At 74.4% G+C, this 20490-nt stretch carries 20 protein-coding genes and 1 pseudogene; 9 read left to right on the top strand and 12 right to left on the bottom strand.

The annotated features are described in order from the left end of the window. Positions 1-676: 676 nt before the first annotated feature. The 10 genes from NOCJ54_RS0115020 to NOCJ54_RS28395 all read right to left on the bottom strand — a co-directional run bounded on the left by NOCJ54_RS0115020 (position 677) and on the right by NOCJ54_RS28395 (position 7071). On the bottom strand, positions 677-1108 hold the full coding sequence (locus tag NOCJ54_RS0115020) for a pilus assembly protein TadG-related protein (protein WP_028656149.1): 432 nt from the start codon (positions 1106-1108) through the stop codon (positions 677-679). Further along, positions 1105-1566 (bottom strand): hypothetical protein, encoded by a 462-nt coding sequence (locus tag NOCJ54_RS0115015; protein ID WP_028656148.1) that lies wholly within the window; start codon positions 1564-1566, stop codon positions 1105-1107. The genes NOCJ54_RS0115020 and NOCJ54_RS0115015 overlap by 4 nt, the downstream gene beginning before the upstream one ends. After that, positions 1563-1952 carry a TadE/TadG family type IV pilus assembly protein gene (locus NOCJ54_RS0115010; RefSeq protein WP_028656147.1) on the bottom strand — a complete coding sequence of 130 codons (390 nt, stop codon included), beginning with the start codon at positions 1950-1952 and terminating at the stop codon, positions 1563-1565. The genes NOCJ54_RS0115015 and NOCJ54_RS0115010 overlap by 4 nt, the downstream gene beginning before the upstream one ends. After that, a complete protein-coding gene (locus tag NOCJ54_RS26055) occupies positions 1949-2131 on the bottom strand; it encodes a hypothetical protein (protein WP_036518157.1) in 183 nt (60 codons plus the stop codon). The genes NOCJ54_RS0115010 and NOCJ54_RS26055 overlap by 4 nt, the downstream gene beginning before the upstream one ends. Positions 2132-2158: 27 nt before the next feature. Next, the gene (locus NOCJ54_RS0115000) at positions 2159-3088 is read right to left on the bottom strand and encodes a type II secretion system F family protein (RefSeq protein WP_028656146.1); all 930 of its coding nucleotides are present in this window, start codon (positions 3086-3088) and stop codon (positions 2159-2161) included. Then, positions 3085-3936 carry a type II secretion system F family protein gene (locus NOCJ54_RS0114995; RefSeq protein ID WP_028656145.1) on the bottom strand — a complete coding sequence of 284 codons (852 nt, stop codon included), beginning with the start codon at positions 3934-3936 and terminating at the stop codon, positions 3085-3087. Before NOCJ54_RS0114995 ends, NOCJ54_RS0115000 begins: the two co-directional genes overlap by 4 nt. Continuing rightward, positions 3936-5219: a CpaF family protein gene (locus tag NOCJ54_RS26050; protein ID WP_084255247.1), complete on the bottom strand. Its 1284-nt coding sequence runs from the start codon at positions 5217-5219 to the stop codon at positions 3936-3938. The genes NOCJ54_RS0114995 and NOCJ54_RS26050 overlap by 1 nt, the downstream gene beginning before the upstream one ends. A gap of 171 nt (positions 5220-5390) precedes the next feature. Further along, positions 5391-5963 (bottom strand): DUF3618 domain-containing protein, encoded by a 573-nt coding sequence (locus NOCJ54_RS0114985; RefSeq protein ID WP_028656144.1) that lies wholly within the window; start codon positions 5961-5963, stop codon positions 5391-5393. Next, positions 5936-6382, bottom strand: coding sequence for a phage holin family protein (locus NOCJ54_RS26045; RefSeq protein WP_051485886.1), 447 nt, complete (start codon positions 6380-6382; stop codon positions 5936-5938). Before NOCJ54_RS26045 ends, NOCJ54_RS0114985 begins: the two co-directional genes overlap by 28 nt. Beyond that, a complete protein-coding gene (locus NOCJ54_RS28395; RefSeq protein WP_051485885.1) occupies positions 6379-7071 on the bottom strand; it encodes a hypothetical protein in 693 nt (230 codons plus the stop codon). The genes NOCJ54_RS26045 and NOCJ54_RS28395 overlap by 4 nt, the downstream gene beginning before the upstream one ends. A gap of 152 nt (positions 7072-7223) precedes the next feature. Between NOCJ54_RS28395 and NOCJ54_RS30600 the strand changes: the two are divergent. After that, positions 7224-7580 (top strand): annotated as a pseudogene (locus NOCJ54_RS30600) (Fur family transcriptional regulator); the annotation flags it as partial. A 102-nt stretch (positions 7581-7682) separates the two neighbouring features. Here the strand turns inward: NOCJ54_RS30600 and NOCJ54_RS0114965 are convergent. Then, the gene (locus NOCJ54_RS0114965; protein WP_028656142.1) at positions 7683-8201 is read right to left on the bottom strand and encodes a TspO/MBR family protein; all 519 of its coding nucleotides are present in this window, start codon (positions 8199-8201) and stop codon (positions 7683-7685) included. Positions 8202-8307: 106 nt separating this feature from the next. Between NOCJ54_RS0114965 and NOCJ54_RS30000 the strand changes: the two genes are divergently transcribed. The 6 genes from NOCJ54_RS30000 (at position 8308) to NOCJ54_RS0114935 (ending at position 15193) form a co-directional block, all read left to right on the top strand. Then, entirely contained in the window at positions 8308-8475 is a 168-nt protein-coding gene (locus tag NOCJ54_RS30000; protein ID WP_186449690.1) for a hypothetical protein, read from the top strand. 433 nt (positions 8476-8908) lie between these two features. After that, a complete protein-coding gene (locus NOCJ54_RS26035) occupies positions 8909-11785 on the top strand; it encodes a BTAD domain-containing putative transcriptional regulator (protein ID WP_051485884.1) in 2877 nt (958 codons plus the stop codon). A 79-nt stretch (positions 11786-11864) separates the two neighbouring features. After that, positions 11865-12386, top strand: coding sequence for a hypothetical protein (locus tag NOCJ54_RS0114950; RefSeq protein ID WP_028656141.1), 522 nt, complete (start codon positions 11865-11867; stop codon positions 12384-12386). Between the two features lie 62 nt (positions 12387-12448). Continuing rightward, positions 12449-13783: a hypothetical protein gene (locus NOCJ54_RS0114945; RefSeq protein WP_028656140.1), complete on the top strand. Its 1335-nt coding sequence runs from the start codon at positions 12449-12451 to the stop codon at positions 13781-13783. A 71-nt stretch (positions 13784-13854) separates the two neighbouring features. Then, complete coding sequence (locus tag NOCJ54_RS0114940) at positions 13855-14133, top strand: hypothetical protein (RefSeq protein ID WP_157514918.1); 279 nt, start codon at positions 13855-13857, stop codon at positions 14131-14133. A gap of 94 nt (positions 14134-14227) precedes the next feature. Next, a complete protein-coding gene (locus NOCJ54_RS0114935; RefSeq protein ID WP_028656138.1) occupies positions 14228-15193 on the top strand; it encodes a hypothetical protein in 966 nt (321 codons plus the stop codon). A gap of 18 nt (positions 15194-15211) precedes the next feature. On the opposite strand, the gene NOCJ54_RS0114930 is transcribed toward NOCJ54_RS0114935, so the two are convergent. Continuing rightward, the gene (locus NOCJ54_RS0114930) at positions 15212-15661 is read right to left on the bottom strand and encodes an Lrp/AsnC family transcriptional regulator (RefSeq protein ID WP_028656137.1); all 450 of its coding nucleotides are present in this window, start codon (positions 15659-15661) and stop codon (positions 15212-15214) included. 160 nt (positions 15662-15821) lie between these two features. On the opposite strand from NOCJ54_RS0114930, the gene NOCJ54_RS0114925 reads away from it, so the two are divergent. Next, a complete protein-coding gene (locus tag NOCJ54_RS0114925; protein ID WP_036518155.1) occupies positions 15822-16919 on the top strand; it encodes a Glu/Leu/Phe/Val family dehydrogenase in 1098 nt (365 codons plus the stop codon). Further along, positions 16916-20458: an indolepyruvate ferredoxin oxidoreductase family protein gene (locus NOCJ54_RS0114920; protein ID WP_028656135.1), complete on the top strand. Its 3543-nt coding sequence runs from the start codon at positions 16916-16918 to the stop codon at positions 20456-20458. Before NOCJ54_RS0114925 ends, NOCJ54_RS0114920 begins: the two co-directional genes overlap by 4 nt. The last annotated feature ends 32 nt before the right edge of the window (positions 20459-20490 follow it).

Here is a 20490-nt window from a genome sequence, read left to right as displayed (position 1 = left end):
TCCTCGGACAGTGACCGGGTCAGGTCGGCGATCCGCTGCGCCCGCCACGTCTCGACCTCCCCGGCCAGCACCGCCGCGTGCAGCCGCGGGAGCCGCCAGGTGCACTCGATGACCTGCCCGACGTAGTTGCGCCCGCCGTCGGGCGAGCGGCCNAGNGTGGCGATGAGCTCCATCAGCGCGAACTCGCTCACCAGCGGCGCGCCGGGACCGGCGATCGGGACACCGGTGTCGAGCCAGCCGTCCCGCAGCGTGGCCGCACCCTCCTCGGTGTCGAGNACGTGGTGGTCGGCCCAGGCCGNGATGATCAACCACTCCCGCACCTGCGACGCCTGCCGCGCCCGGACCTCGGCCCTCGCGTCGGCCAGCAGCTCGACGACCGAGCGGCCGTCGTACTGCCCCACCGAGGGAGCGCTGGTCCCGAGATCCATGACTGGATGCTTCCATCGACCACCGACACAAAGGTGCGCCGGAAACCCGCCTGTGGACTGGAGATTCTCCCTCCACCGCCCGCCTTCAGGGCCCGGCGGTTTCGAGGCTCCTCGCTGGCGCTCGTCGCACCTCAACCACCGGGATTAACGCGGCCACCGGAGGGGCCCCATCGCCGGTGGTTGAGGTGCGAGGCCGCCCGCGGCCGAGCCTCGAAACCACCGGCCTCGGTGCCGGGACGGTGCCCAGCTCACTCCAGCGGGTCGACCACCGCCGAGCCCACCGACCGCACGGACGCCCGCGCCGGCGCGCCGGGCAGGCCGAGCGGCAGGTCGACCGACGCGGTCAGCTCGACCACGATGCGCGTCCCGTCCACCCGCACCGATGTCCGGAGGCCGGGGTGGTCGCGGTGGGCGCCGGAGGCACGCAGGTAGGCGCGGACCGCGCGCTCGGCCTCGCGGCGGGAGATGGCGAGGTCGCCGCGGCCCAGGCCGCCGTCGTACACGTCCTGGCCCTGGGCGCCGAGGTCCGCACCCTGCAGCGCGGCGCCGTCGGCGAGCTCGTCGAGGCGCTGGCGGGCGAGGTAGGCGGCACTGGCGTCGACGACGGCGGCCACGAGCAGGAGGATCACCGCGACGAAGGCGACGATCAGGGGCGTGGAGCTGCCGCGCTCGCGACTCATCGACGCTCGACCTCCTGGTAGCGCCCGATCGGCACGGAGTGCTGGGCAGTGAGGCGGAAGCTCGGCGAGCCCGAGCCGAGGACGTCGGGCAGCAGGGGCAGCGCGACGGCGGACTCGATCCGCACCGTGATCACCGACGTGCCGGAGTGGCAGCTGCGCGGGTACGGCGTGCAGGTGACCGTCACCCGCACCGGCACGTCCTCCAGTCCCTGGTCAGCCAGCGCCTGTCGCGCGACCGCGGCAGCCCGCTTCTCCCCGGCCGCGTCGGTCGGGGCGAGCGCGTAGGCGCGAGCGGCGGACCGCGCCGCCCCACTGACGCCGAACGAGCCGCGCTGCACCTCGAAGACCGAGACCACGATCCACAGCAGCGGGAGCAGCAGGAGCACGCCCATCCAGATCACCTCGACCAGCCCGCTCCCCCGCTCGTCGCGGGCCGGCAGGCGACGCAGCCGGCTCATCGCGGACGCTCTTCCACGGCGGTGCCGGACACGCTCAACCCGACCGCGGGGCCACCGAGCCCGAGCGCCGGGACCTCGGCGTTCACGACGACCTCGATCGCAGGTGCCCCGCCGACGGTGACGCGACGGACCCGGACGTCGCGCGCGTACCTCTTCCCCACCGCGTCGGCGATCTGCGACCGGGTGCGCGCGACGCCGTCGCCGGGGCTGCTGCCCGAGGTCGCGGCGAGGCGGGCCCCCTCGGCGGCGGCTGCGGCGAGCGTCGTGCGCACGTGCAGCACCAGCGCCACCTGCACGATGCCGAGCACGAGCGGCAGCAGCACCACCGAGACCAGCGTGAAGTCGACCAGGGCCGAACCGCGCTCGTCCCGCCGACGGGCGGTCACCGCACCGAGTTGAGCGCGGACTGGAGGATCGCCAGCAGCTGCGGGCGGGCGAGGGCGAAGACCGCGACGCCCAGCGAGATGGTCATGATCGTGACGAGGACCCAGCCCGGGACGTCGCCGCGCTCGTCGCGCTGCCGCCAGCGCCGTCGGGCCAGGTGGATCGGTGTCCGGTGGTGCACGGTGGTTCCTTCCCGAGAGGTGCTGGTTCAGTAGCTGAGCGTGAGGCCGATGAAGCCCGGCCAGAAGGCGAAGACGACGGTCACCGGCAGCACGAGGAACACCACCGGGACCATCATGAAGATCTCCTTGCGCGACGCCTGCTCGATGAGCGCGCGGCGCCCGGCCTCGCGGACGTCGGCAGCCTGGGCGTGCAGGACGTCGGCGAGCGGCGTGCCGCGCTCGACGGTGACCGCCACGGCGTGGGCGAAGCGGGCGACGACGGGCACGCCCGACGACACGGCGAGCCGGTCGAAGGCCTCGGCGACTGACTCGCCGGTGCGGATCCGTGCCAGCACGTCGGCCAGGTCGCGGGACAGCTCGCCGCCGCTGCGGCGGACGACCCGGGCCAGCGCGGCGACGGGTGCCTCGCCGGCGGCGACGCTGAGGGCGAGGAGCTCGGCAATGGTCGGGAACTCCGCGACGATCGCGGTCTCGCGCTGCCGCACCTGCGCGGAGAGCCGGTTCTCCCGCAGCATCACGCCGAGCATGAACGCACCGACGCAACCGATCAGCAGCGGCAGCGGGTTGCCCGGGTTCGTCCAGCTGTGGAGCAGGCCGTACGCCGCAGCGACGCCGAACCCGGCCAGGCCCCACAGCACCTGCTGGACGCGGAAGTCGTACACCTCCAGGTCGATCCCGGCGCGGTCGAGCCGCCGGCGGACGGAGGCGGAGCCGCCCAGCACCCGCTCCACACCATCGGCCGCGCGGCGCAGCAACGGCCCGAAGACTGCCGCCACGGCGTTGCCCGGCGGCGCGCCAACCGCGGGGCCGCGCTGCGGGGGCGCGAGGTCGCGGACGTACGGCAGGACGCGCAGCTCGAGGGGCGGCCGACGGATCACGACGACCCGCGCGGCGACGAGGAGCAACCCGGCCGCCGTACCGAGGCCGAGCAGGCCACCCCAGATCCCCAGCGTCATCGCAGGATCCGCCGCTCGACGGGCAGCCGGCCCAGCCGCATCATCAGCCGGTAGGCCAGCACGCACACGCCCGCGCCGGCGACGAGCACCACCGCACCTGCGGCGCTCTGGTAGCGCTGCACCACCTCCGGCTGGGTGGACATCACGAGCAGCACGACCCACGGCGCCGCGACCGCGACCCGCGCCCCGTTGACCGCCCACGACTGGCGCGCCTCGAGCTCCGAGCGCGTGCGCAGGTCGTCGCGCAGGTAGCCCGACAGGTTCCGCAGCAGCCGGCCGAGCTCGCCACCACCGACCTCACGCGCAATCCGCAGGCCCTCGACGACACGGTCGCCGACCGGATCGGCCAGGCGCTCCTTGAGGCGGTCGAGGCAGTCGCCGAACCGGCCGGACACCTGGTAGTCGAGGGCGAACGCCTCGAAGGACGGTCGCAGGGCGTCCGGGCCGCGGACCGCGAGGGCGGCGACGGCGTCGGGCAGCGACATCCCCGCACGTACGGCGGAAGCCAGGTCGTCGACAGCCTCGGGCCAGACCTCGGCGAACTCCCGCTGCCGGCGCCGCGCGCGCCCGCGGACCACCGCGAGCGGCAGGTATCCCGCCAGCGCACCGAGCACCAGCGCGATCGGCACCGTGCGGGTCAGCCCCAGCACGAGCACCGTCGCGAGCAGGGCACTCCCGGCGCACAGCGCGGCCAGCGAGCGCGGCGCGACGTCGCGCAGCCCGGCCTCGGCGAGCAACCGGCGGGTGCCGCTCTCCTTCGAGGCCGCCACCGCCGGCCGCGGGGAGCGGAAGGCCGACCACACCAAGAGGCACCCGATACCGAAGGCGAGGCCGACCAGGGCACCCATCAGTCGGCATCCTCGTTCAGCAGCCGCATGACGTCGATGCCCAGGCGCTGGAACTGCTCGAGCCGCGGTGGCAGCCCGATCCCCCGCGCCAGGCGGCCGTCGCGCCACTCGAAGACCGGCTCGGTCTCGATGACCTCAGCCTCCATGCGGCCGGGGACCGCGACGACCTCCACCACGCGGCGCGCACCCGACGGATCGAGCGCGAGGTGGACGACGAGGTCGACGGACGCCGCAACGGTGGGGACGACGAAGCGGGCCGAGATGTTCTCCCCGGCCAGCAACGGCAAGGTGCAGGCCTTTGTCAGCGCCTCGCGCGCACTGTTGGCGTGCAGCGTGCACATCCCGGGCAGCCCGGCGTTGAGCGCGAGCAGCAGGTCGAGGCACTCCTCGGCCCGCACCTCCCCCACGATCAGCCGGCTCGGGCGCATCCGCAGCGACTCCTTGACCAGGTCGCGCAGCCGGACCTCGCCCGTCCCCTCCAGTCCCTCCTGCCGGGTCTGCAGCGCGACCCAGTCCGGGTGCGGGAACCGGATCTCGAAGACCTCCTCGGCGGAGATCACCCGCTCCCCACCGGGGATCGCGGCCGCGAGGCAGTTGAGCATGGTGGTCTTGCCGGCCTGCGTGCCGCCGGTGACGAGGATGTTCAGCCCCGCCCGCACCGACGCCTCGAGGAAGCGCGCGGCCGCCGGCGTCAGCGTGCCGAGGTCGACGAGCTCGGCCAGCCGCGTCGCGCGCACCACGAACTTGCGGATGTTCACCGCCGAGAACCCGCGCGAGATCCCCTGCAGCACCACGTGCAGCCGGTGCCCGGCGGGCAGCATCGCGTCGACGAACGGGCGGCTCAGGTCGATGCGGCGCCCCGTCGACTTCAGCATCCGCTCGACCAGCTCGGTCACCTGCGCCTCGGTGAGCACGAGGTTCGTCAGCTCGTGCCGTCCCTGCCGCGCGACGAAGACGCGGTCCGGGCTGTTGATCCAGACCTCCTCGATCGTGGGGTCGTCGAGGAAGGGCTGCAGCGGCCCGAAGCCCGCCACGCGGGCGACCAGCTCCGACACCAGGGCGCCGGGATCGGCCACCGGGGCGACCACACCGGTCAGGCTGCGCTCGTCGTGCTCACGCACCAGGGCGGTGGCTAGGCGACGCACCGCAGGGACCTCGCGCTGCGGGTCGAGCCCGTCGCGTCGTACGGCGGCGCGGAGCTCCTCGTCCAGCCGGGCGACCACCTCGTCGGAGGCAGGAGCCGCCACCACCGGCGGCTGCACGGGTGGCTGGAGCAGGGCCATGGCGACTCCCCCGAGATAGGACTCCTTGGCTGGCTCCGACCGTATGCCAACCCGGGTCCGTCCGGTAGGGGCCCGTGACCGGTTGTGGACAACCGGGCCGCGCAGGCGTCCGGAAGCGCCGACGCCCGCCCGTAGGAGGACGGGCGGGCGTCGACTGTCCCACGAAGGGAGTCAGGTGCCTGGAGCCTGACTCCTGACGTCGTCGGCCGCCGAGCGGCCTTCGTCCTTGAGGTGGTCGGCAGACTGCTGGGCGCTGGCCCTGACCTCCTGGGCCGCCTCGGTGGCGGACTGCTGGAGGTGCTGGCCCATCTCCTGGCCGACGGCCTTCGCCTCGTCCACGAGCGGCGAGTCCTTCGCGGCGTCGGTGAGGCGGCCGGCGAGCTCGGTCTCCTTCGAGCTCGGCGGGATGAGGGCGGAGATGACCAGGCCCGCGCCGAAGGCGGCAAGGCCGGCGCCGATGGGCGATCCCTCGGTACGACGCTGCACGGCGTTGATGCCGGACTCGGCGGCGCCCTGCACGGACCCGGCCGCGTCGGAGACCGACGGAGTGGACCCACCCACGTCGTGGGCGGTGCCCATCACCGAGTCCTTCATCGAGGACACCCGGTGCCGCACGGCGGTCTTGCGCCGGTCGACGATCCGGCCCGGGCTGACCCGGTCGTAGAGGGCGTCGACGTCGCGGGAGAGGTCCTGCCGCGTCCGGTCGATCCCCGTGGTCATCCGTTCTTCAGCTGCCTGGCCCATGCCGCGTCCTCCTTCAGGGTCTTCTGCGTGGTCTCGAGCTTGGGGTTGAACGACTTCAGTTCCTTGCGCCCCGACATCGCCATCACCGCCGCCGCGACGCCCCACAGCGCCGCGACGACCAGTGCTGCCCATCCGGTGTGCATCCAGCTGTCGAGCAGGAACAGCAGGGCGAAGGAGCCGAAGAGGAGCGCGAGGTGGCCGGCCACGCCGGCTCCGCCGACGAGGCCGACACCCTTGCCCGCCTTGGTCGCCTCTATCTTGAGCTCGGCCTTGGCCAGCTCGACCTCCTGCTTCACGAGCGTGGTGAGGTCGGTGGCGATGTCGCCGACGAGCTCGCCGAGGGTGCGATCCTCAGCGGTCGCGTCGGTCCCTGCGGGACCGGTCTCCTGCGCCGTGGGTCGCGTCTGCTGCGCGGTCACGGCGTGCCTGCCTGTCCGGTGGGGCCGTCGAAGCCGGGCACCGGCGAAGGTGCGGGCGGCGGCGGAGCAGGCTGGGTCGGGAGTCTGGTGGTGCCGGTGGCGGAGTTCGCCTCGTCGAGGGGCGCACCGGCCGCCGTACCACCCGTCGGGGTGGCGGAGGTGCCGGCGGCGTGCGTGCCGCCGCTGGTGTTGGCCTCCCTGGCACCGCGCACCACTCGTCCGGCGACGACGCCGGCGGCGAGCGCGCCGAGCAGGAAGGTGCCCGGGCGGCGGCGGGCGTAGGAGCGGACCTGGTCGAGGAGCTCGCCGGGCTCGCGGTCGCGCAGCTGCTGCGTGAGTGCTGTCGCCTTGTCGCCGACCTCGCGGACGACGTCGTGCGCGAGTCCGTTGCCGGCGCCCTCGCCGCGGGCCATCCGCTCGAGGTCGTCGGCGAAGCCCTGCAGGGTCGTCACGAGGCTGTCGAGCTGGGAGCGGCCCTGGCTCTCGACCTCCGTACGGGCCTGGTCGAGCAGGCGGCGGGCCTGCTCCTGCGCGTCGGCGGCGACGGCCCTCGCCTCGTCCCTCGCCTCCGCGGCGAGCTGGCGACCGTCCTCCTTCGCGGTGGCGGCCGCGTGCTTCGCCTGCTCGGCGGTGCCGCTGTCGGCGATGCCGGTCTGGTCCTGGGTCCCGGGCGGGTAGTACGTCCTCATCGCTCCTCCTTCCATCCGTGGATCGGTGCGTTGGCCGCGCCGTACCCCGGCCCGCGGCGGCAAGACGGCTCGCAGGAGCAGTGATCCGATTGGTCCGCCGAGGCGCGGCGTGTTCGTGACTCAGTCCGGATCAGCGGGGTACCGCGCGGCTCATGACCGATCCCGAGACTCGGCTACGGGACGCCGGCCTCCGCGTCACGCCTCAGCGCCTGGCGGTCGTGGCGGTGCTCGACCGGGCGCGCAGCGAGGGCGCGCACCTGGTCGCCGGGGAGGTCGCCGCGCGCAGCCGGGAGATCCTCGGCCGGGTCTCGCCGCAGACCGTCTATGCGTGCCTCGACGCGCTCACCGCGGCCGGGCTGGTGCGCCGGGTCTCGCTGCCCGAGGGGCCGGTGCGCTTCGAGGCCGCCACCGGTCCCGACCACCACCATCTCGTGTGCAGCCGCTGCGATCGGATCGTCAACGTGCCCGGGCCCGCTCCGCGCGCGCCGCAGGAGCTGGTCGAGCGGACCGGCTTCGAGGTCGGGTACGCCGAGACGGTGCACGTCGGCCTGTGCCGGCAGTGCCGTGCGGACAACCGTCCCGAGCGGTCCGGGCCGGCTCGGAGCGGGACGTCAGTTGAGGACGACGATCGCGGCGTTCAGCGCGGTGGCGTAGCCGACCCACAGCAGGTACGGCACCATCAGCCAGCCCGAGCCCCTCGCGCCGCGGCGGAAGAAGACCACGATGGTGGCGGCGATCGCGGCCAGGAGCACGACGATCTCGGCGAGCGCCCAGGTGTAGAGGTCCTCGGCGAAGAAGAGCGGCGTCCACGCAAGGTTGAGGGCGAGCTGCACCGACCACAGCACCAGCGCGAGGTTGCCGGCGTGCTTGCGCCACGCCCACCAGCCGGCGATCGCGATGAGGACGTAGAGGATCGTCCACATCGGGCCGAACAGCCACGACGGCGGCGCGAACCACGGCTGGTCGAGGCTCTTGTAGGTCGCCCGCGACGACGTCGACGCCAGGCCGCCCAGGGCCGAGACGGCCGCGACGGCGACGGCGAAGGGCACCAGGCCGAGCCACGTCGTGGCCTTGTCGAGGGGCCGGTCGGGCCGCCCGGCCGGGGCGTGGTCCTGCGTCGCGGTCGCCATGGAGCCAGTGTGGCAAGCGAGTGGTGAACGCTCGTTGCGCTCGTGCGGGATGCTCGCGCGGCGTCGTCGCGGCATCCACGCGGCATCCACGCGGCATGATGGAGGGGTGAGCACCGCCCGCGCCGCCCTCGACCGCTGGATCGCCTCCGGCGGCCAGTGGGACGTGGTCGCCGAGTCCGGCGACCGGGTGACCGTCGCGCTGTGCACCTGCGACGGCGGCGAGGAGATGGACCGCGTGGTCCTGCTCCGCGACGAGCTGCCCGAGGCTGGGTGAGGGCGGCTCGGGACGGGGACGGGCAGGTGCTCGTCGTACGCGCGCCGGCCGCTGTAACACGTTGATCGCGGCTCTGGCGGCCGGCTGACCGCTGTCACACGTCGTCCGCCCACCTACGCGCCCCGCGACCGCGGATAACCCGCGCTGGGTGCGGCTGGAACAGACGCCAACGGGCGGCAAGAGCCGCGATCAACGTGTTACATGGCGNNNCNGCCGCGCGNNGGNCNCTGTNNCNCNTCGTTCGCTGACGTACGCGCCACGTGACCGCGGAGAACCCGCGCTGGGTGCGGCTGGAACAGACGCCAACGGGCGGCAAGAGCCGCGATCAACGTGTTACATGGCGCCGCCGCCGACGGCTCCTCGGGCAATCTCCTGCACCGCCGACTGCGCGCCCTTAGCCTTGCCCGGTGTCCGGCGGCAGGAGGGTGAGCGAGTGAGCGACGTCCCGCTCCGGCTGCTCGGTCCCCTGGCGGTCCTCGACGCAGCCGGAGAGCCGATCGACGTCGGCTCGCCCCGGCACCGGGAGACCCTCGCCGCGCTGGCCGTCGACGCCGGTCGCGTGGTGTCCACCGACATGCTGCTCGACCGGGTGTGGGGCGAGAGCGGGCGCGGCGGCACCCTGGCGAACCTGCAGGCCGTGATCTCCCGGTTGCGCGCGCGGCTGCGCGAGGCCGAGGTGCCGGCCGAGATCGTCACGGCGCCGCCCGGCTACCGGCTCGAGGTCGACCCCGCCGCGATCGACGCGCACCGCCTCGCGACCGGCCTCGACCGGGCGCGCGAGGCGCTGGCCGCCGGCGACGCCCCGGCCGCCCGGGAGCACCTGGCCACCGCGCTCGGCTGGTGGCGTGGCGAGCCGCTGGCCGACGTGCCGCAGATGTTCGCCCGGGCCGAGGCGCTGCGCCTCGAGGGCCTGCGGCTGACCGGCGAGGAGCTCGCCGCCGAGGTCGACCTGATGATCGGCGACGCAGCGGCCGCCGTCGTACGCCTCCAGGACCTGGCCGCCCAGCACCCGCTGCGCGAGTCGGTGCGCGGGCAGCTGATGCGCGCGCTCTACCTCGCCGGGCGGCAGGCCGACGCCCTCGAGGAGTACGCCGACCTCCGCGCCCGCCTCGTCGAGGAGCTCGGCGTCGACCCCGGTCCCGCCGTGCAGCAGCTGCACCAGCAGATCCTCGAGCAGGACCCGGCGCTGCGACCGGCGACCCAGCCGGCGCCGGCCGCACCGGCGACCACCCCCGGGCCGCCCGCTGCCGAGCCGCCGCGACCGAGCCGGATCCCTTCCACCGACCTGCTCGGCGAGCTGGTCGGCCGCGACCGCGACGTCGACTACCTCGTCGACCTGCTGCGCGCGCCGACGTCCCGGCTGGTCACCGTCACCGGCGTCGGCGGCTGCGGCAAGACCAGGGTCGCGCTCGCGGTCGCGCACGCCGCTGAGCGGCACTTCGCCGACGGGGTGACCCTGGTGCCGCTGGCGCCGCTGCGCGACCCGTCCGCGGTGATCCCGGCGATCGCGCACGCCGTCGGCGTCGCGGAGGGCGGCGACCCGTTCGCGGCGCTGCTCGACCTGCTGCGCGGGCGCGACCAGCTGCTGCTCCTCGACAACGCCGAGCACCTGCTCGACGCGTGGCCCGAGGTCGCGACCCTCGCGGCGGCCTGCCCGGGACTGCGGGTCCTCGTGACCAGCCGCACCCCGCTGCGGGTGCGCGGCGAGGTGCTCTACCCGCTCACCCCGCTGGACCTGCCGGCGGCCACCCGGCTGTTCGCGACGCGCGCCGCGAGCGTCGCGCCAGGCTCGGCGACCAGCGCGGACGACCCCGACGTCGTCGACCTCTGCCAGCGCCTGGCCGGCATCCCGCTGGCCATCGAGCTCGCGGCGGCCCGGGTCCGGCTGCTCACGCCGGCCGACATCGGCGCCCGGCTGGCGGACGTGATGGCCGCCGAGGGCGCGCGCGACCTCCCGCCGCGGCAGCGCACGATGCGCGCGGCGATCGACTGGAGCTTTGAGCTGCTCTCCCCCACCGAGCAGGCGGTGTTCCCGCGGCTGGCCGTCTTCGTCGGCGGCTTCGACCTCCGCGCCGCCGAGGCGGTGCTGGCCGACGTCCTCGACCGCCGTACTGACGGCAGCACGGACAGCAACCACGGCGGCAGCGCGCTGGCGGTGCTCGAGACCCTCGTCGAGCAGTCCCTCGTCGTCGCCGAGCCGAGCGCCGGCGGCACGCGCTTCCGGCTGCTCGAGCCGGTCGCGCAGTACGCCCTGACCCGGCTCTCGCCCGCCGACGAGCAGGTCGCCCGCGACGCGCACCTGCGCCACTACACCGACCTCGCCGCCCACTACGAGCCCTCCCTGCGCGGCCCCGGCACCGTCGACACCCTCGCCGGCATCGAGCGCGAGCACGCCAACCTGGTCGCCGCCGTCGAGTGGTCGCTGGCCTCCGGGCAGGCCGACGCCGGCGGCTGGCTCGGCTGGCACCTGTGGCTCTTCTGGTGGGTGCGTGGCGCGCTGCGCGAGGGGCGCCGCCTGATGGAGGGTGTGCTCGCCGGCGCGCAGGACGACCGCGTGCGGGTCCGTGCCGGCGCGGTCTCCTCGGCGCTGGCTTTCGCCCAGGGCGACCTCGCCTTCGCCCGCGCCGGCTGGGCTGTCGCCTCCGACCTCGCCCGGGCGACCGACGACGTCGAGGGCCTGCCCTACGCGTACGGCGGCATCGGCCTGGTCGCGCTCGCCGAGGACGACCTCGACACCGCGGCGGCGGTGTTCACCGAGACCATCGACCTGACCGTCGTCGCCGGCCTCGGCGGCGAGTGGCTGTGGACGCTGTCGCACGTGTGGCTCGGCACCGTCGAGCTGCTGCGCGGCGACGCCGACCGGGCCGCCGCGCTCGTCGACGCCGCGCTCGACGCGGGCCGGCGCCGCGACGACCCGCTCGCGGTCTACATCGCCCTGTTCACCGCGATCCAGGTGTCCGTGGTCCGCGGCGACTTCACCCGCGCCCGCGCCCAGATCCGCGAGGGCGTCACGCTGAGCATGGACACCGGCGACCACGCCAACCTCGCCTACCTGCTGGAGGCGCTGGCCGTCGTCGAGTCCCTCGACGGCGACGGGGACCTCGCCCGGGTGGGCGTGCTGCGCGGCGCCGCCGCCGAGCTGCGGGCCGGCGCGGGCGGCAACGTCTACGGCTACTACCGGCCCGACGAGGCGCTGATCGAGCAGGCGTCCGCCACCGCGCGCGCGACCCGCGGGCCGTCGTACGACGACGACGTGGCCACGGGCCGGGCGCTCGACGTGGCCGCGATGGCCGCGCTCGCCGACGCTTGAGCGAGCGCCGCCAGGCGGCCCCAAGCACCCGCAAGCCGATCCCAAGGGCACCGCAAGCGCGCGCGGACAAGGTCGTCCCATGACCACCGAACCCGCAGCCTGGCTGCCTGACGACTGGGCCCACACGACCCGGGTCGCCCTCACCGACCGCCACCACCTCCGGCCGATGGGGCCGGCCGACGTCGACCTCGACCTGCCCGCCGTGCGCGGCTCCCGCGACCGGCTGTGGTCCATCTACGGCCAGGCCTGGGGCTGGCCGCCGGTGCACCTGAGCCGCGAGGCCGACATCGACGACCTCGCCCACCACGCCGCCGAGATCGAGGCCCACGAGTCCTTCCTCTACGGCCTCTTCGACGCCGACGAGACCGCCCTGCTCGGCTGCCTGTACGTCGACCCGCCGGCCAAGGTCGGCGCCGACGCCGACATCTCGTGGTGGGTCGTCGACCCGCTCGTCGGGTCCGACCTCGAGGCCGCGCTCGACGCCTTCGTGCCCCGCTGGATCGCGGCGGAGTGGCCCCTGGCCCGGCCGCGGTACGTCGGCCGCGACCTGTCGTGGGCCGAGTGGCTCGCACTGCCCGACCTCGTCCAGGAGACCGCGTGAGCGCGCCCAGGCACCCCCGCTCCCGCCGAACCGTCCGCCTCCCCCGACCCGAGAGGACCACCATGCGCACCCGCACCCGCCGGCTCGCCACGCTCGCCGCGGCGATCCTCACCGCCGGCCTCGTCGCGGCCCCACCGACCACCGGCGCCGCAGCCGCCGCCGAGAGCGAGTGGCAGGACGGCTACTCGCAGTCCGACACGATCATCAACTGCTGGACCGGCACGCCCACCGTCGGTGTCAGCGGCAACACCGGCTGGCGCTCCCCGACCGGCCAGGTGCCGAAGGTCGGCGAGAAGTTCTACCTGCGTGGCTACGTCGCCCTCGTCGGGCTGCCGTGCAGCGACAAGGTCTACACGATCCCCGAGATCCTCCCGCCGCCCGGCCTCGCCTACCCCGAGGAGCCGGTCATCTGGGGCATCAACCAGGTCGACCAGCCGGGCACGCTGACCGACGCCGACCTCGGCATCTGGGAGGGCGTCAACGGCGGCATCGCGCTGACCCAGGCCGACGGCGAGCCCTTCCTGCTGCGTCGCGGCCAGATCCTGGAGTTCCAGTTCCCCGTCGTCGCGACCCGTGAGCTCAAGGGCACCGCGACGCCGGCGCCGACCTGCCAGTCCCGCCGCGACGGCACGGCGCCCTGCCCGGTCGCGCAGTCCGGCGACCACCTGCAGGTCGCGTTCACCGTCACCGGCCACGGCAGCGACAAGCAGTACGTCACGCCGTACGTGCCGCTCTTCGCCACGAAGGCCGGCACCGGTGGTGGCGGCGGTGGCGGTGGCGACTCCACCCCGCCGAGCACGTCGCTGTCCGGCGGCCCGGCGAACGGCGCCATCACCACGTCGACCTCGGCGTCGTTCACGCTCGGCTCCTCCGAGGCCGGGTCCAGCTTCGGCTGCAGCCTCGACGGCCGGGACCGCGCCTGCACCGCCGGCAAGCACACGATGACCGGGCTCACCCCCGGCACCCACGTGTTCCGGGCCAGCGCGACCGACGCGGCCGGCAACACCGACCCGACGGCCGCGACCCGCACCTGGACGGTGCCCGTGCCCGCGCGCTCGCTCAAGCGCTCGGCCGGCTGGAAGCTGGCGTCCGCCTCGACGGCGTACGGCGGCAAGGTGGCCACGACCTCGCGCCGCGGTGCCTCGCTGACCTACCCGGTGAAGAAGGCGCGCCGCGTCGCACTGGTCGCCAGCGGCGGCAGCACCCACGGCACCGTGCGGGTCTACGCCGGCAAGCGCCTGGTGAAGACGGTCAAGCTCAGGACGGCCCGCACCACCACCAGGCGGGTCATCCCGGTCACCACGTTCGGCTCGGCCTGGTCCGGGACGATCAAGGTCGTCGTGGTCTCCTCCGGGCGTCCGGTCCGGGTCGAGGGCCTCGCCGCCCCGACCCGCTGAGCACCCGCTGACCAGCAGTGATCCCGATCTCCGCGGCGACTGCCGCCGTCGCTTCCGGGCACCCTCCCGTCATGGCTGTCTGCATGGCATGGCTCGGGGACCCGGCGGTCGTCGCGGAGGTCCGCTCGGCACCCGGACCCTGGCGCGAGATGCACGAAGCCGGGCCGGGCCTCCTCCTGATCGAGGCGACGGACACGCTGTCCCGGGTCTTCCACGAGATCAAGTGGATGATCCCCGACGACTGCGCGCTCCTCGTCGCCCCGCTCGACCACCGTCCGAAGGCCCGGGGCGCGGCCGCCGGCACGGTGTCCTGGCTCCGCTCGCGCCTGCCCCTCCCCGACCGGGACTGACCGGCGGCCTGGGGCGAGAAACCCGGTCCCGGCCGGCAACCCGGCGGCCCCGCCGGGCGTACCCCTCTCGACAACCACCCCAGGAGAAACAGCCATGCCCGTCACCCCTCCCCGCGCCCTCCGGGCCGGCCTCGGTGCCGCCTGCGGCGCCGCCCTCCTCGCACTCGCCGCCGCGCCGGCCGACGCCGGTGCCCCGACCCGCATCGACGCCGAGTACTGGGGCGCCAGCTGCGTCGCCGACCTCGGCGACGGCCACACCCTCTTCCTCGTCGGCGGCGGCGCCACCGACGGCTCCGAGGGAGGCGTGAGCGCGTTCGTCGAGGACGCCGACGGCGGCCTCGTCGCCCAGGGCGAGGCGACCGAGCTCACGTTCGGCAGCAGCTTCGCCGCGACCGTCCCGCTCGACGACGGCCACACCTTCGCCGTCGCCGCCGACGCCGCGCCCGGAGAGACCACCACGGAGCAGGTCGACGAGCGCGACGGCAACCGGTGGACGAAGGGCACGAGCACCTCCACCGAGGTGACGCTGTCCGGCACCACGGCGTCGTACGACGGCGCGCCGGTCGAGCTCGCGAGCAACGCGTGCACCGCCGACATCACCGGCTTCCACGTGCGCAGCAACAACCCCGCCGCGCACGTGAGCACCTGGCACGACTTCGGCTCCGACATCTGCGCCGTCCCCGGCCTGCCCGACGGCGAGGTCCGGCTCAGCGGCCAGCTGCCCGACGTCGTGGTCGAGGTGGTCCTCGACCACGGCGAGGCCGGCGCGGAGAAGGCGCAGGGCACGCTGCGCATGCCGAGCGGCCGCGGCACCCTGCACACCGACGTCGTCGACCTGTTCACCGGGGAGACCAGCACCCGCGCGAGCATCGGCGTCACCCTGCAGCAGGCGGGGACGAAGCAGCGCGAGGTCGGCGTCGAGGAGGGCGCCACGCAGCGGCAGACCGTGACGCCCTACCTCGCCACGATCGACGTGGTGCTCGCCGACGGCCGCCGCGGCACCGCCACCTGCGCGGCCGCCGCGGTCACCACCCAGGTCCGGCTCACGCCCGCGCGCTGAGGGACGAGCCGCCCCGGCTCAGCCCATCCGGGTCCACTGCTCCAGGACCACCAGCGTCTTGGTGCTGGAGATCTGGCCCCCGGCCCGCAGCCGGCTGACCACCCGCCGCAGGTCCTCCACCCCGTCGACCCGGACGCGCAGCAGCGCGTCCGGGTCGCCGGCGAGGGTGAGGACCTCCTCGACCTCGGGGATGCCGGCGACGTACTCCATGATCTGCGCGAGGTCGAGGTCGTCGGCGAACTGCAGCTCGGTGACCGCCTCGATCCCGCCGGTGATCCGGCCGTGGTTGATCTGCACGGTGTAGCGCTCGATCACCCCCAGCCGCTCCAGCCGTGCGATGCGTCGCTGGACGGGCGCGACGGTGAGCCCGACGGCCTCCGCGATCTCGCGCAGCGGGCGCCGTGCGTTCTCGCGCAGGAGGTCGAGGATCTCGCGGTCGGTCTGGTCGATGACGGCCGGTTCGCTCACGCAACAGATCGTAGGTCACGCAGTCGATCTGTTGCGCGCCCGTCGTGGCTGACCCCGAGGGCGTTGCCCGTCGTCGCCAAACTGGACGATCATGGTTGTGACCGGGCCCACCCAGGCCGCAGGCTCTGCGCTGACCCGTTCCTCGCGCACAGGAGAGCCGATGACCATCACCGCCCCGCACGCCGACCTCGTCTTCGAGCGCACCGACGAGCTGAGCGCCGCCGGCCACGAGCAGGTGGTCTTCTGCCGCGACGAGGCCAGCGGCCTGCGGGCGATCATCGCGATCCACGACACCCGCCTGGGCCCGGCCCTGGGCGGCACCCGCTTCCACCGCTACGCCTCGGAGGCCGAGGCACTGACCGACGTGCTGCGCCTCTCGCAGGGCATGACCCACAAGGCCGCGGCCGCCGGCCTGCCCCTGGGTGGCGGCAAGGCCGTCATCATCGGCGACCCGGCGACGACGAAGACCCCTGAGCTGCTGGCGGCGTACGGCCGCTTCGTCGACACCCTCGCCGGCCGCTACTTCACCGCCGCCGACGTGGGCACCACCGCCGACGACCTCGACGTCGTGGCGACGCGCACGAAGTACGTCGTGGGCCACAACGGCGGCTCCGGCGACAGCGGCTTCTCCACGGCGTACGGCGTCTTCTGCTCGCTGCGCACCGCCGCCGAGCACCGGTGGGGTCCCGACGGCCTGCGCGGGCGCAGCGTCGGCGTCGAGGGCGTCGGCAAGGTCGGCACCCACCTGGTCCGCCTGCTGCTCGAGGCCGGCGCCCGGGTCACCGTCGCCGACCCCTACGAGCCCGGCGTCACGCGGCTGCGTGCCGCCCATCCGGAGGTCGAGGTCCGTGGCTCGGTCCTCGACGCCCCGGTCGACGTCTACGCCCCGTGCGCGCTGGGCGCGACGCTGACCCCCTCGTCGGTCGACGCCATCCGCGCCAGCGTGGTGTGCGGCGCCGCCAACAACCAGCTCCTGCACTCCTCCGTCGCCGCGCTGCTGCAGCGCCGCGACATCACCTGGGTGCCCGACTTCGTGGCGAACGCCGGCGGCCTGATCCAGGTCGCCAGCGAGATCTGGTCGCGCACCCCCGAGGAGGTGCGTGCGGAGATCGGCGCGATCGCCACCACCGTCGAGGCCATCCTCACCCGCGCCGCGGCCGAGGGCCGCACCACCAGCGACGTCGCCGCCGACATCGTCGCGGAGCGGCTGGCCGCCGCCCCGTCCGTCCCCGAGAGCACCCCGGAGGTGCGCGCATGACCGAGCTCCTCGACCGCCCCGGCACCCCGGCAGAGCCGGCTGCGCCGTACGACCTGGACGACCGGTTCCGCCACGACGCGCCGCCGGTGCTGCTCACCGGCGTGCAGGCCATCGCGCGCCTGCTCGTCGAGCACCGCGCGCTCGACCGCCGCCGCGGCCTGCACACCGCGACCTTCGTGTCCGGCTACCAGGGCAGCCCGCTCGGCGGCCTCGACAAGATGCTGTCGGGGATGAAGGACGTCCTCGACGAGAACGACATCCGCTTCGTACCGGGCCTCAACGAGGAGCTCGCCGCCACCGCCGTGTGGGGCAGCCAGATCGACCTGCCGGCCGCCGGCTCGAAGTTCGACGGCGTCACCGGCTTCTGGTACGGCAAGGGCCCCGGCGTCGACCGCGCGACGGACGCCCTGCGCCACGCCAACATGTACGGCGTCAACCGCCGCGGCGGTGCCGTGCTGCTCGTCGGCGACGACCCGGCGTCGAAGTCGTCGACCGTCCCGGCCGTCAGCGAGCGCTCGCTCGCTGCGCTCGGCATCCCGGTGCTCTTCCCGCGCAACGCCACCGAGATCGTCACCCTCGGCCTGCACGCGGTCGAGATGTCGCGCAACACCGGCTGCGTCGTCGCACTGAAGATCGTCGCCGACGTCGCCGACGGCGCGTGGGTCGTCGACGGCGCCGACCTCGGCGTCGACCCCGTCATGCCGACCATCGACTGGAACGGCAACCCCTACGCCTACACGCAGAGCCCGATCGTGCTGCGCCCGGCGATGATCGTCGGCGCCGAGGCCGAGCTGGTCGGCCCGCGCACCGCGCTCGTGCACGAGTACTCCGCCCGCAACGGCCTGTCCGTCACCGAGGTCGACGCCCCCGGCGCCCGCACCGGCCTGGTCGCCTCCGGCAGCTGCTTCGACTCGCTGCGCCAGGCGCTCACCGACCTCGGCGTCTCCGACGAGGACCTCGCCGCCGCCGGGATCCGCGTGCTCCGGCTCGGCATGATGAGCCCGGTCGAGCCCGAGGCGGTGCACCGCTTCGCCGAGGGCCTCGACGAGGTCATCGTGGTCGAGGACAAGACCTCCTTCATCGAGACCCAGGTCCGCGACCTGCTCTACGGCACGCCGGGCGCGCCGCGGATCCTCGGCAAGAAGGACGCGAACGGCAACCTGCTCATCCCCGCGGACGGCGAGCTCACCTCGGGCCGCCTGCTCGCGCCGCTGCGCCACCTGCTGCAGGACCGGCTGACCATGAAGCCCCCGCCGCCCTCACGCAAGCCGCTGCCGCTGCTGTCGGCCAGCCGCTCGGCGTACTTCTGCTCCGGCTGCCCGCACAACCGCTCGACCGTCCTGCCCGAGGGCTCGCTCGGTGGCGGCGGCATCGGCTGCCACGCGATGGTCACCATCTCCGACCGCCCCTCCAGCGCGGTCACCGGCGTCACCCAGATGGGTGGCGAGGGTGCGCAGTGGATCGGCCAGGCCTGGTTCACCGAGGCCGAGCACATGTTCCAGAACGTCGGGGACGGCACCTTCTTCCACTCCGCGCAGCTGGCCGTGCAGGCCTGCATCGCGGCGGGGGTGAACATCACCTACAAGATCCTCTACAACGACGTCGTCGCCATGACCGGCGCGCAGGACGCCGAGGGCGCGCTGCGGGTGCCGGCGCTGACCCACAAGCTGCACACCGAGGGCGTCAAGCAGATCATCGTCGTCGCCGACGAGCCCGAGCGGCACAAGAAGCGCGACCTGGCCCCCGGCACGCTGCTGTGGCACCGCGACCGCCTCGACGAGGCGCAGCGAATGCTGCGCGACATCCCCGGCGTCACCGTGCTGATCTACGACCAGCACTGCGCCGCGGACGCGCGCCGCCAGCGCAAGCGGGGCACGCTCCCGACGCGCACCAAGCGGGTCGTCATCAACGAGGCGGTCTGCGAGGGCTGCGGCGACTGCGGCCGCAAGTCCAACTGCCTCTCGGTGCAGCCCGTCGACACGGAGTACGGCCGCAAGACGCGGATCGACCAGACCTCCTGCAACACCGACTACAGCTGCCTCGACGGTGACTGCCCGTCGTTCGTGACCGTCGAGACGGCGCCGGTCACGCGCCGGGCGAGGCGGGCGGCCCGCAAGGCCGCCGCGGCGAAGGCAGCCGGTGCGGTGAAGTCCGGCAGGTCCGGCGGCAAGAAGTCGTACCCGACCCCGCCGAGCGTCGACCTGAGCGTCGCCGAGGAGCGGGTGGACCACACCCAGAACGTCTTCATGGTCGGCATCGGCGGCACGGGCATCGTGACCGTCAACCAGGTGCTCGCCACGGCCGCCCTGCGCGCCGGGTACGCCGTGGAGTCGCTCGACCAGACCGGCCTCAGCCAGAAGGCGGGCCCGGTCGTGGGCCACCTGCGCTTCGCCGCCGACGACCTCGAGCCGGCCAACCGGCTCACGCCCGGATCGGCGGACTGCTTCCTGGGCTTCGACCTGCTCACCCTCGCCGAGGACCGCAACCTGCAGTTCGGCAGCTCCGCGTGGACCCGCACGGTCGTCTCCACCAGCCGCACCCCCACCGGTGCGATGGTCGAGGACCCGTCGGTGCAGCACCCGGACGAGGCGGGCCTGCTCGAGCGGGTGCGCACGGTGAGTGCCGAGATGTTCGACTTCGACGCCCTCGAGGCCGCGGAGCGGATCTTCGGCAACACGACCGCCGCGAACTTCCTGCTCGTCGGTGCGGCGTACCAGACCGGCGCGCTGCGCCTGCCGGCCGCCGCGATCGAGGAGGCCATCGGGATCAACGGCACCGCCGTCGCCGCCAACGTCGCCGCGTTCCGCTGGGGCCGCGTCGCCGTGACCGACCCGGCCGCGTTCCGCGCCGCGGGCTCGCGCCCGGCACCGGTGCGCGAGCGCCACGTCCCGGCGTCCGTCGCCGCGTCCGGCCTGGAGGGCGAGGTGCGCCGCCTCGTGGAGCTGCGCGCCGCCGACCTCGTCGACTACCAGGACGAGAAGCTCGCCGACTCCTACGTCGCACTGGTCGCCGAGGTGGCCCGCGCCGAGCAGGCCGCCGGCACCGGCACCCGGTTCACCGAGGCCGTCGCGCGCAACCTCTTCAAGCTCACCGCCTACAAGGACGAGTACGAGGTCGCGCGCCTGCTGACCGACCCGGCGTTCCTCGCCGAGACCGGCTCCGCCTTCCCCGGCGGCACGATCGCCTTCCAGCTGCACCCGCCGGCGCTGCGCGCCATCGGCCGCACGAAGAAGATCTCCTTCGGCCCGAAGTCGCACGGCTCGCTGCGGGCGCTGGCGAGGATGAAGAGGCTGCGCGGCACCGCCGCCGACCCGTTCGGCCGCGCCCACGTGCGCAAGGTCGAGCGCGAGCTGCGCGACCACTACCGTGCGACGGTCACCGGCCTGGCCCGCGAGCTGGGCGCCGGCGACTACGAGCGCGCGGTGCGCATCGCCGAGCTGCCGGACATGGTCCGCGGCTACGAGGAGGTCAAGCTCCGCAACGTCGAGGGGTACGTCGCGGCGCTGGTCGAGCTGGGCGTCACCCCGCCCACAGTCTGACCGCAGTCTGACCGCACGGCGGCCGGGTGGGC

Source organism: Nocardioides sp. J54 (assembly GCF_000519005.1).
Classification (GTDB): domain Bacteria; phylum Actinomycetota; class Actinomycetes; order Propionibacteriales; family Nocardioidaceae; genus Nocardioides.
This window is presented reverse-complemented; position numbering and strand designations above follow the sequence as displayed.

Coding starts and splice junctions, on each gene's coding strand:
- NOCJ54_RS0115020 (WP_028656149.1), bottom strand. CDS start 1,108: ATGAGTCGCGAGCGCGGCAGCTCCACGCCCCTGATCGTCGCCTTCGTC.
- NOCJ54_RS0115015 (WP_028656148.1), bottom strand. CDS start 1,566: ATGAGCCGGCTGCGTCGCCTGCCGGCCCGCGACGAGCGGGGGAGCGGG.
- NOCJ54_RS0115000 (WP_028656146.1), bottom strand. CDS start 3,088: ATGACGCTGGGGATCTGGGGTGGCCTGCTCGGCCTCGGTACGGCGGCC.
- NOCJ54_RS0114995 (WP_028656145.1), bottom strand. CDS start 3,936: ATGGGTGCCCTGGTCGGCCTCGCCTTCGGTATCGGGTGCCTCTTGGTG.
- NOCJ54_RS26050 (WP_084255247.1), bottom strand. CDS start 5,219: ATGGCCCTGCTCCAGCCACCCGTGCAGCCGCCGGTGGTGGCGGCTCCT.
- NOCJ54_RS0114985 (WP_028656144.1), bottom strand. CDS start 5,963: ATGGGCCAGGCAGCTGAAGAACGGATGACCACGGGGATCGACCGGACG.
- NOCJ54_RS28395 (WP_051485885.1), bottom strand. CDS start 7,071: ATGAGGACGTACTACCCGCCCGGGACCCAGGACCAGACCGGCATCGCC.
- NOCJ54_RS0114965 (WP_028656142.1), bottom strand. CDS start 8,201: ATGGCGACCGCGACGCAGGACCACGCCCCGGCCGGGCGGCCCGACCGG.
- NOCJ54_RS0114950 (WP_028656141.1), top strand. CDS start 11,865: ATGACCACCGAACCCGCAGCCTGGCTGCCTGACGACTGGGCCCACACG.
- NOCJ54_RS0114945 (WP_028656140.1), top strand. CDS start 12,449: ATGCGCACCCGCACCCGCCGGCTCGCCACGCTCGCCGCGGCGATCCTC.
- NOCJ54_RS0114940 (WP_157514918.1), top strand. CDS start 13,855: ATGGCTGTCTGCATGGCATGGCTCGGGGACCCGGCGGTCGTCGCGGAG.
- NOCJ54_RS0114935 (WP_028656138.1), top strand. CDS start 14,228: ATGCCCGTCACCCCTCCCCGCGCCCTCCGGGCCGGCCTCGGTGCCGCC.
- NOCJ54_RS0114925 (WP_036518155.1), top strand. CDS start 15,822: ATGACCATCACCGCCCCGCACGCCGACCTCGTCTTCGAGCGCACCGAC.
- NOCJ54_RS0114920 (WP_028656135.1), top strand. CDS start 16,916: ATGACCGAGCTCCTCGACCGCCCCGGCACCCCGGCAGAGCCGGCTGCG.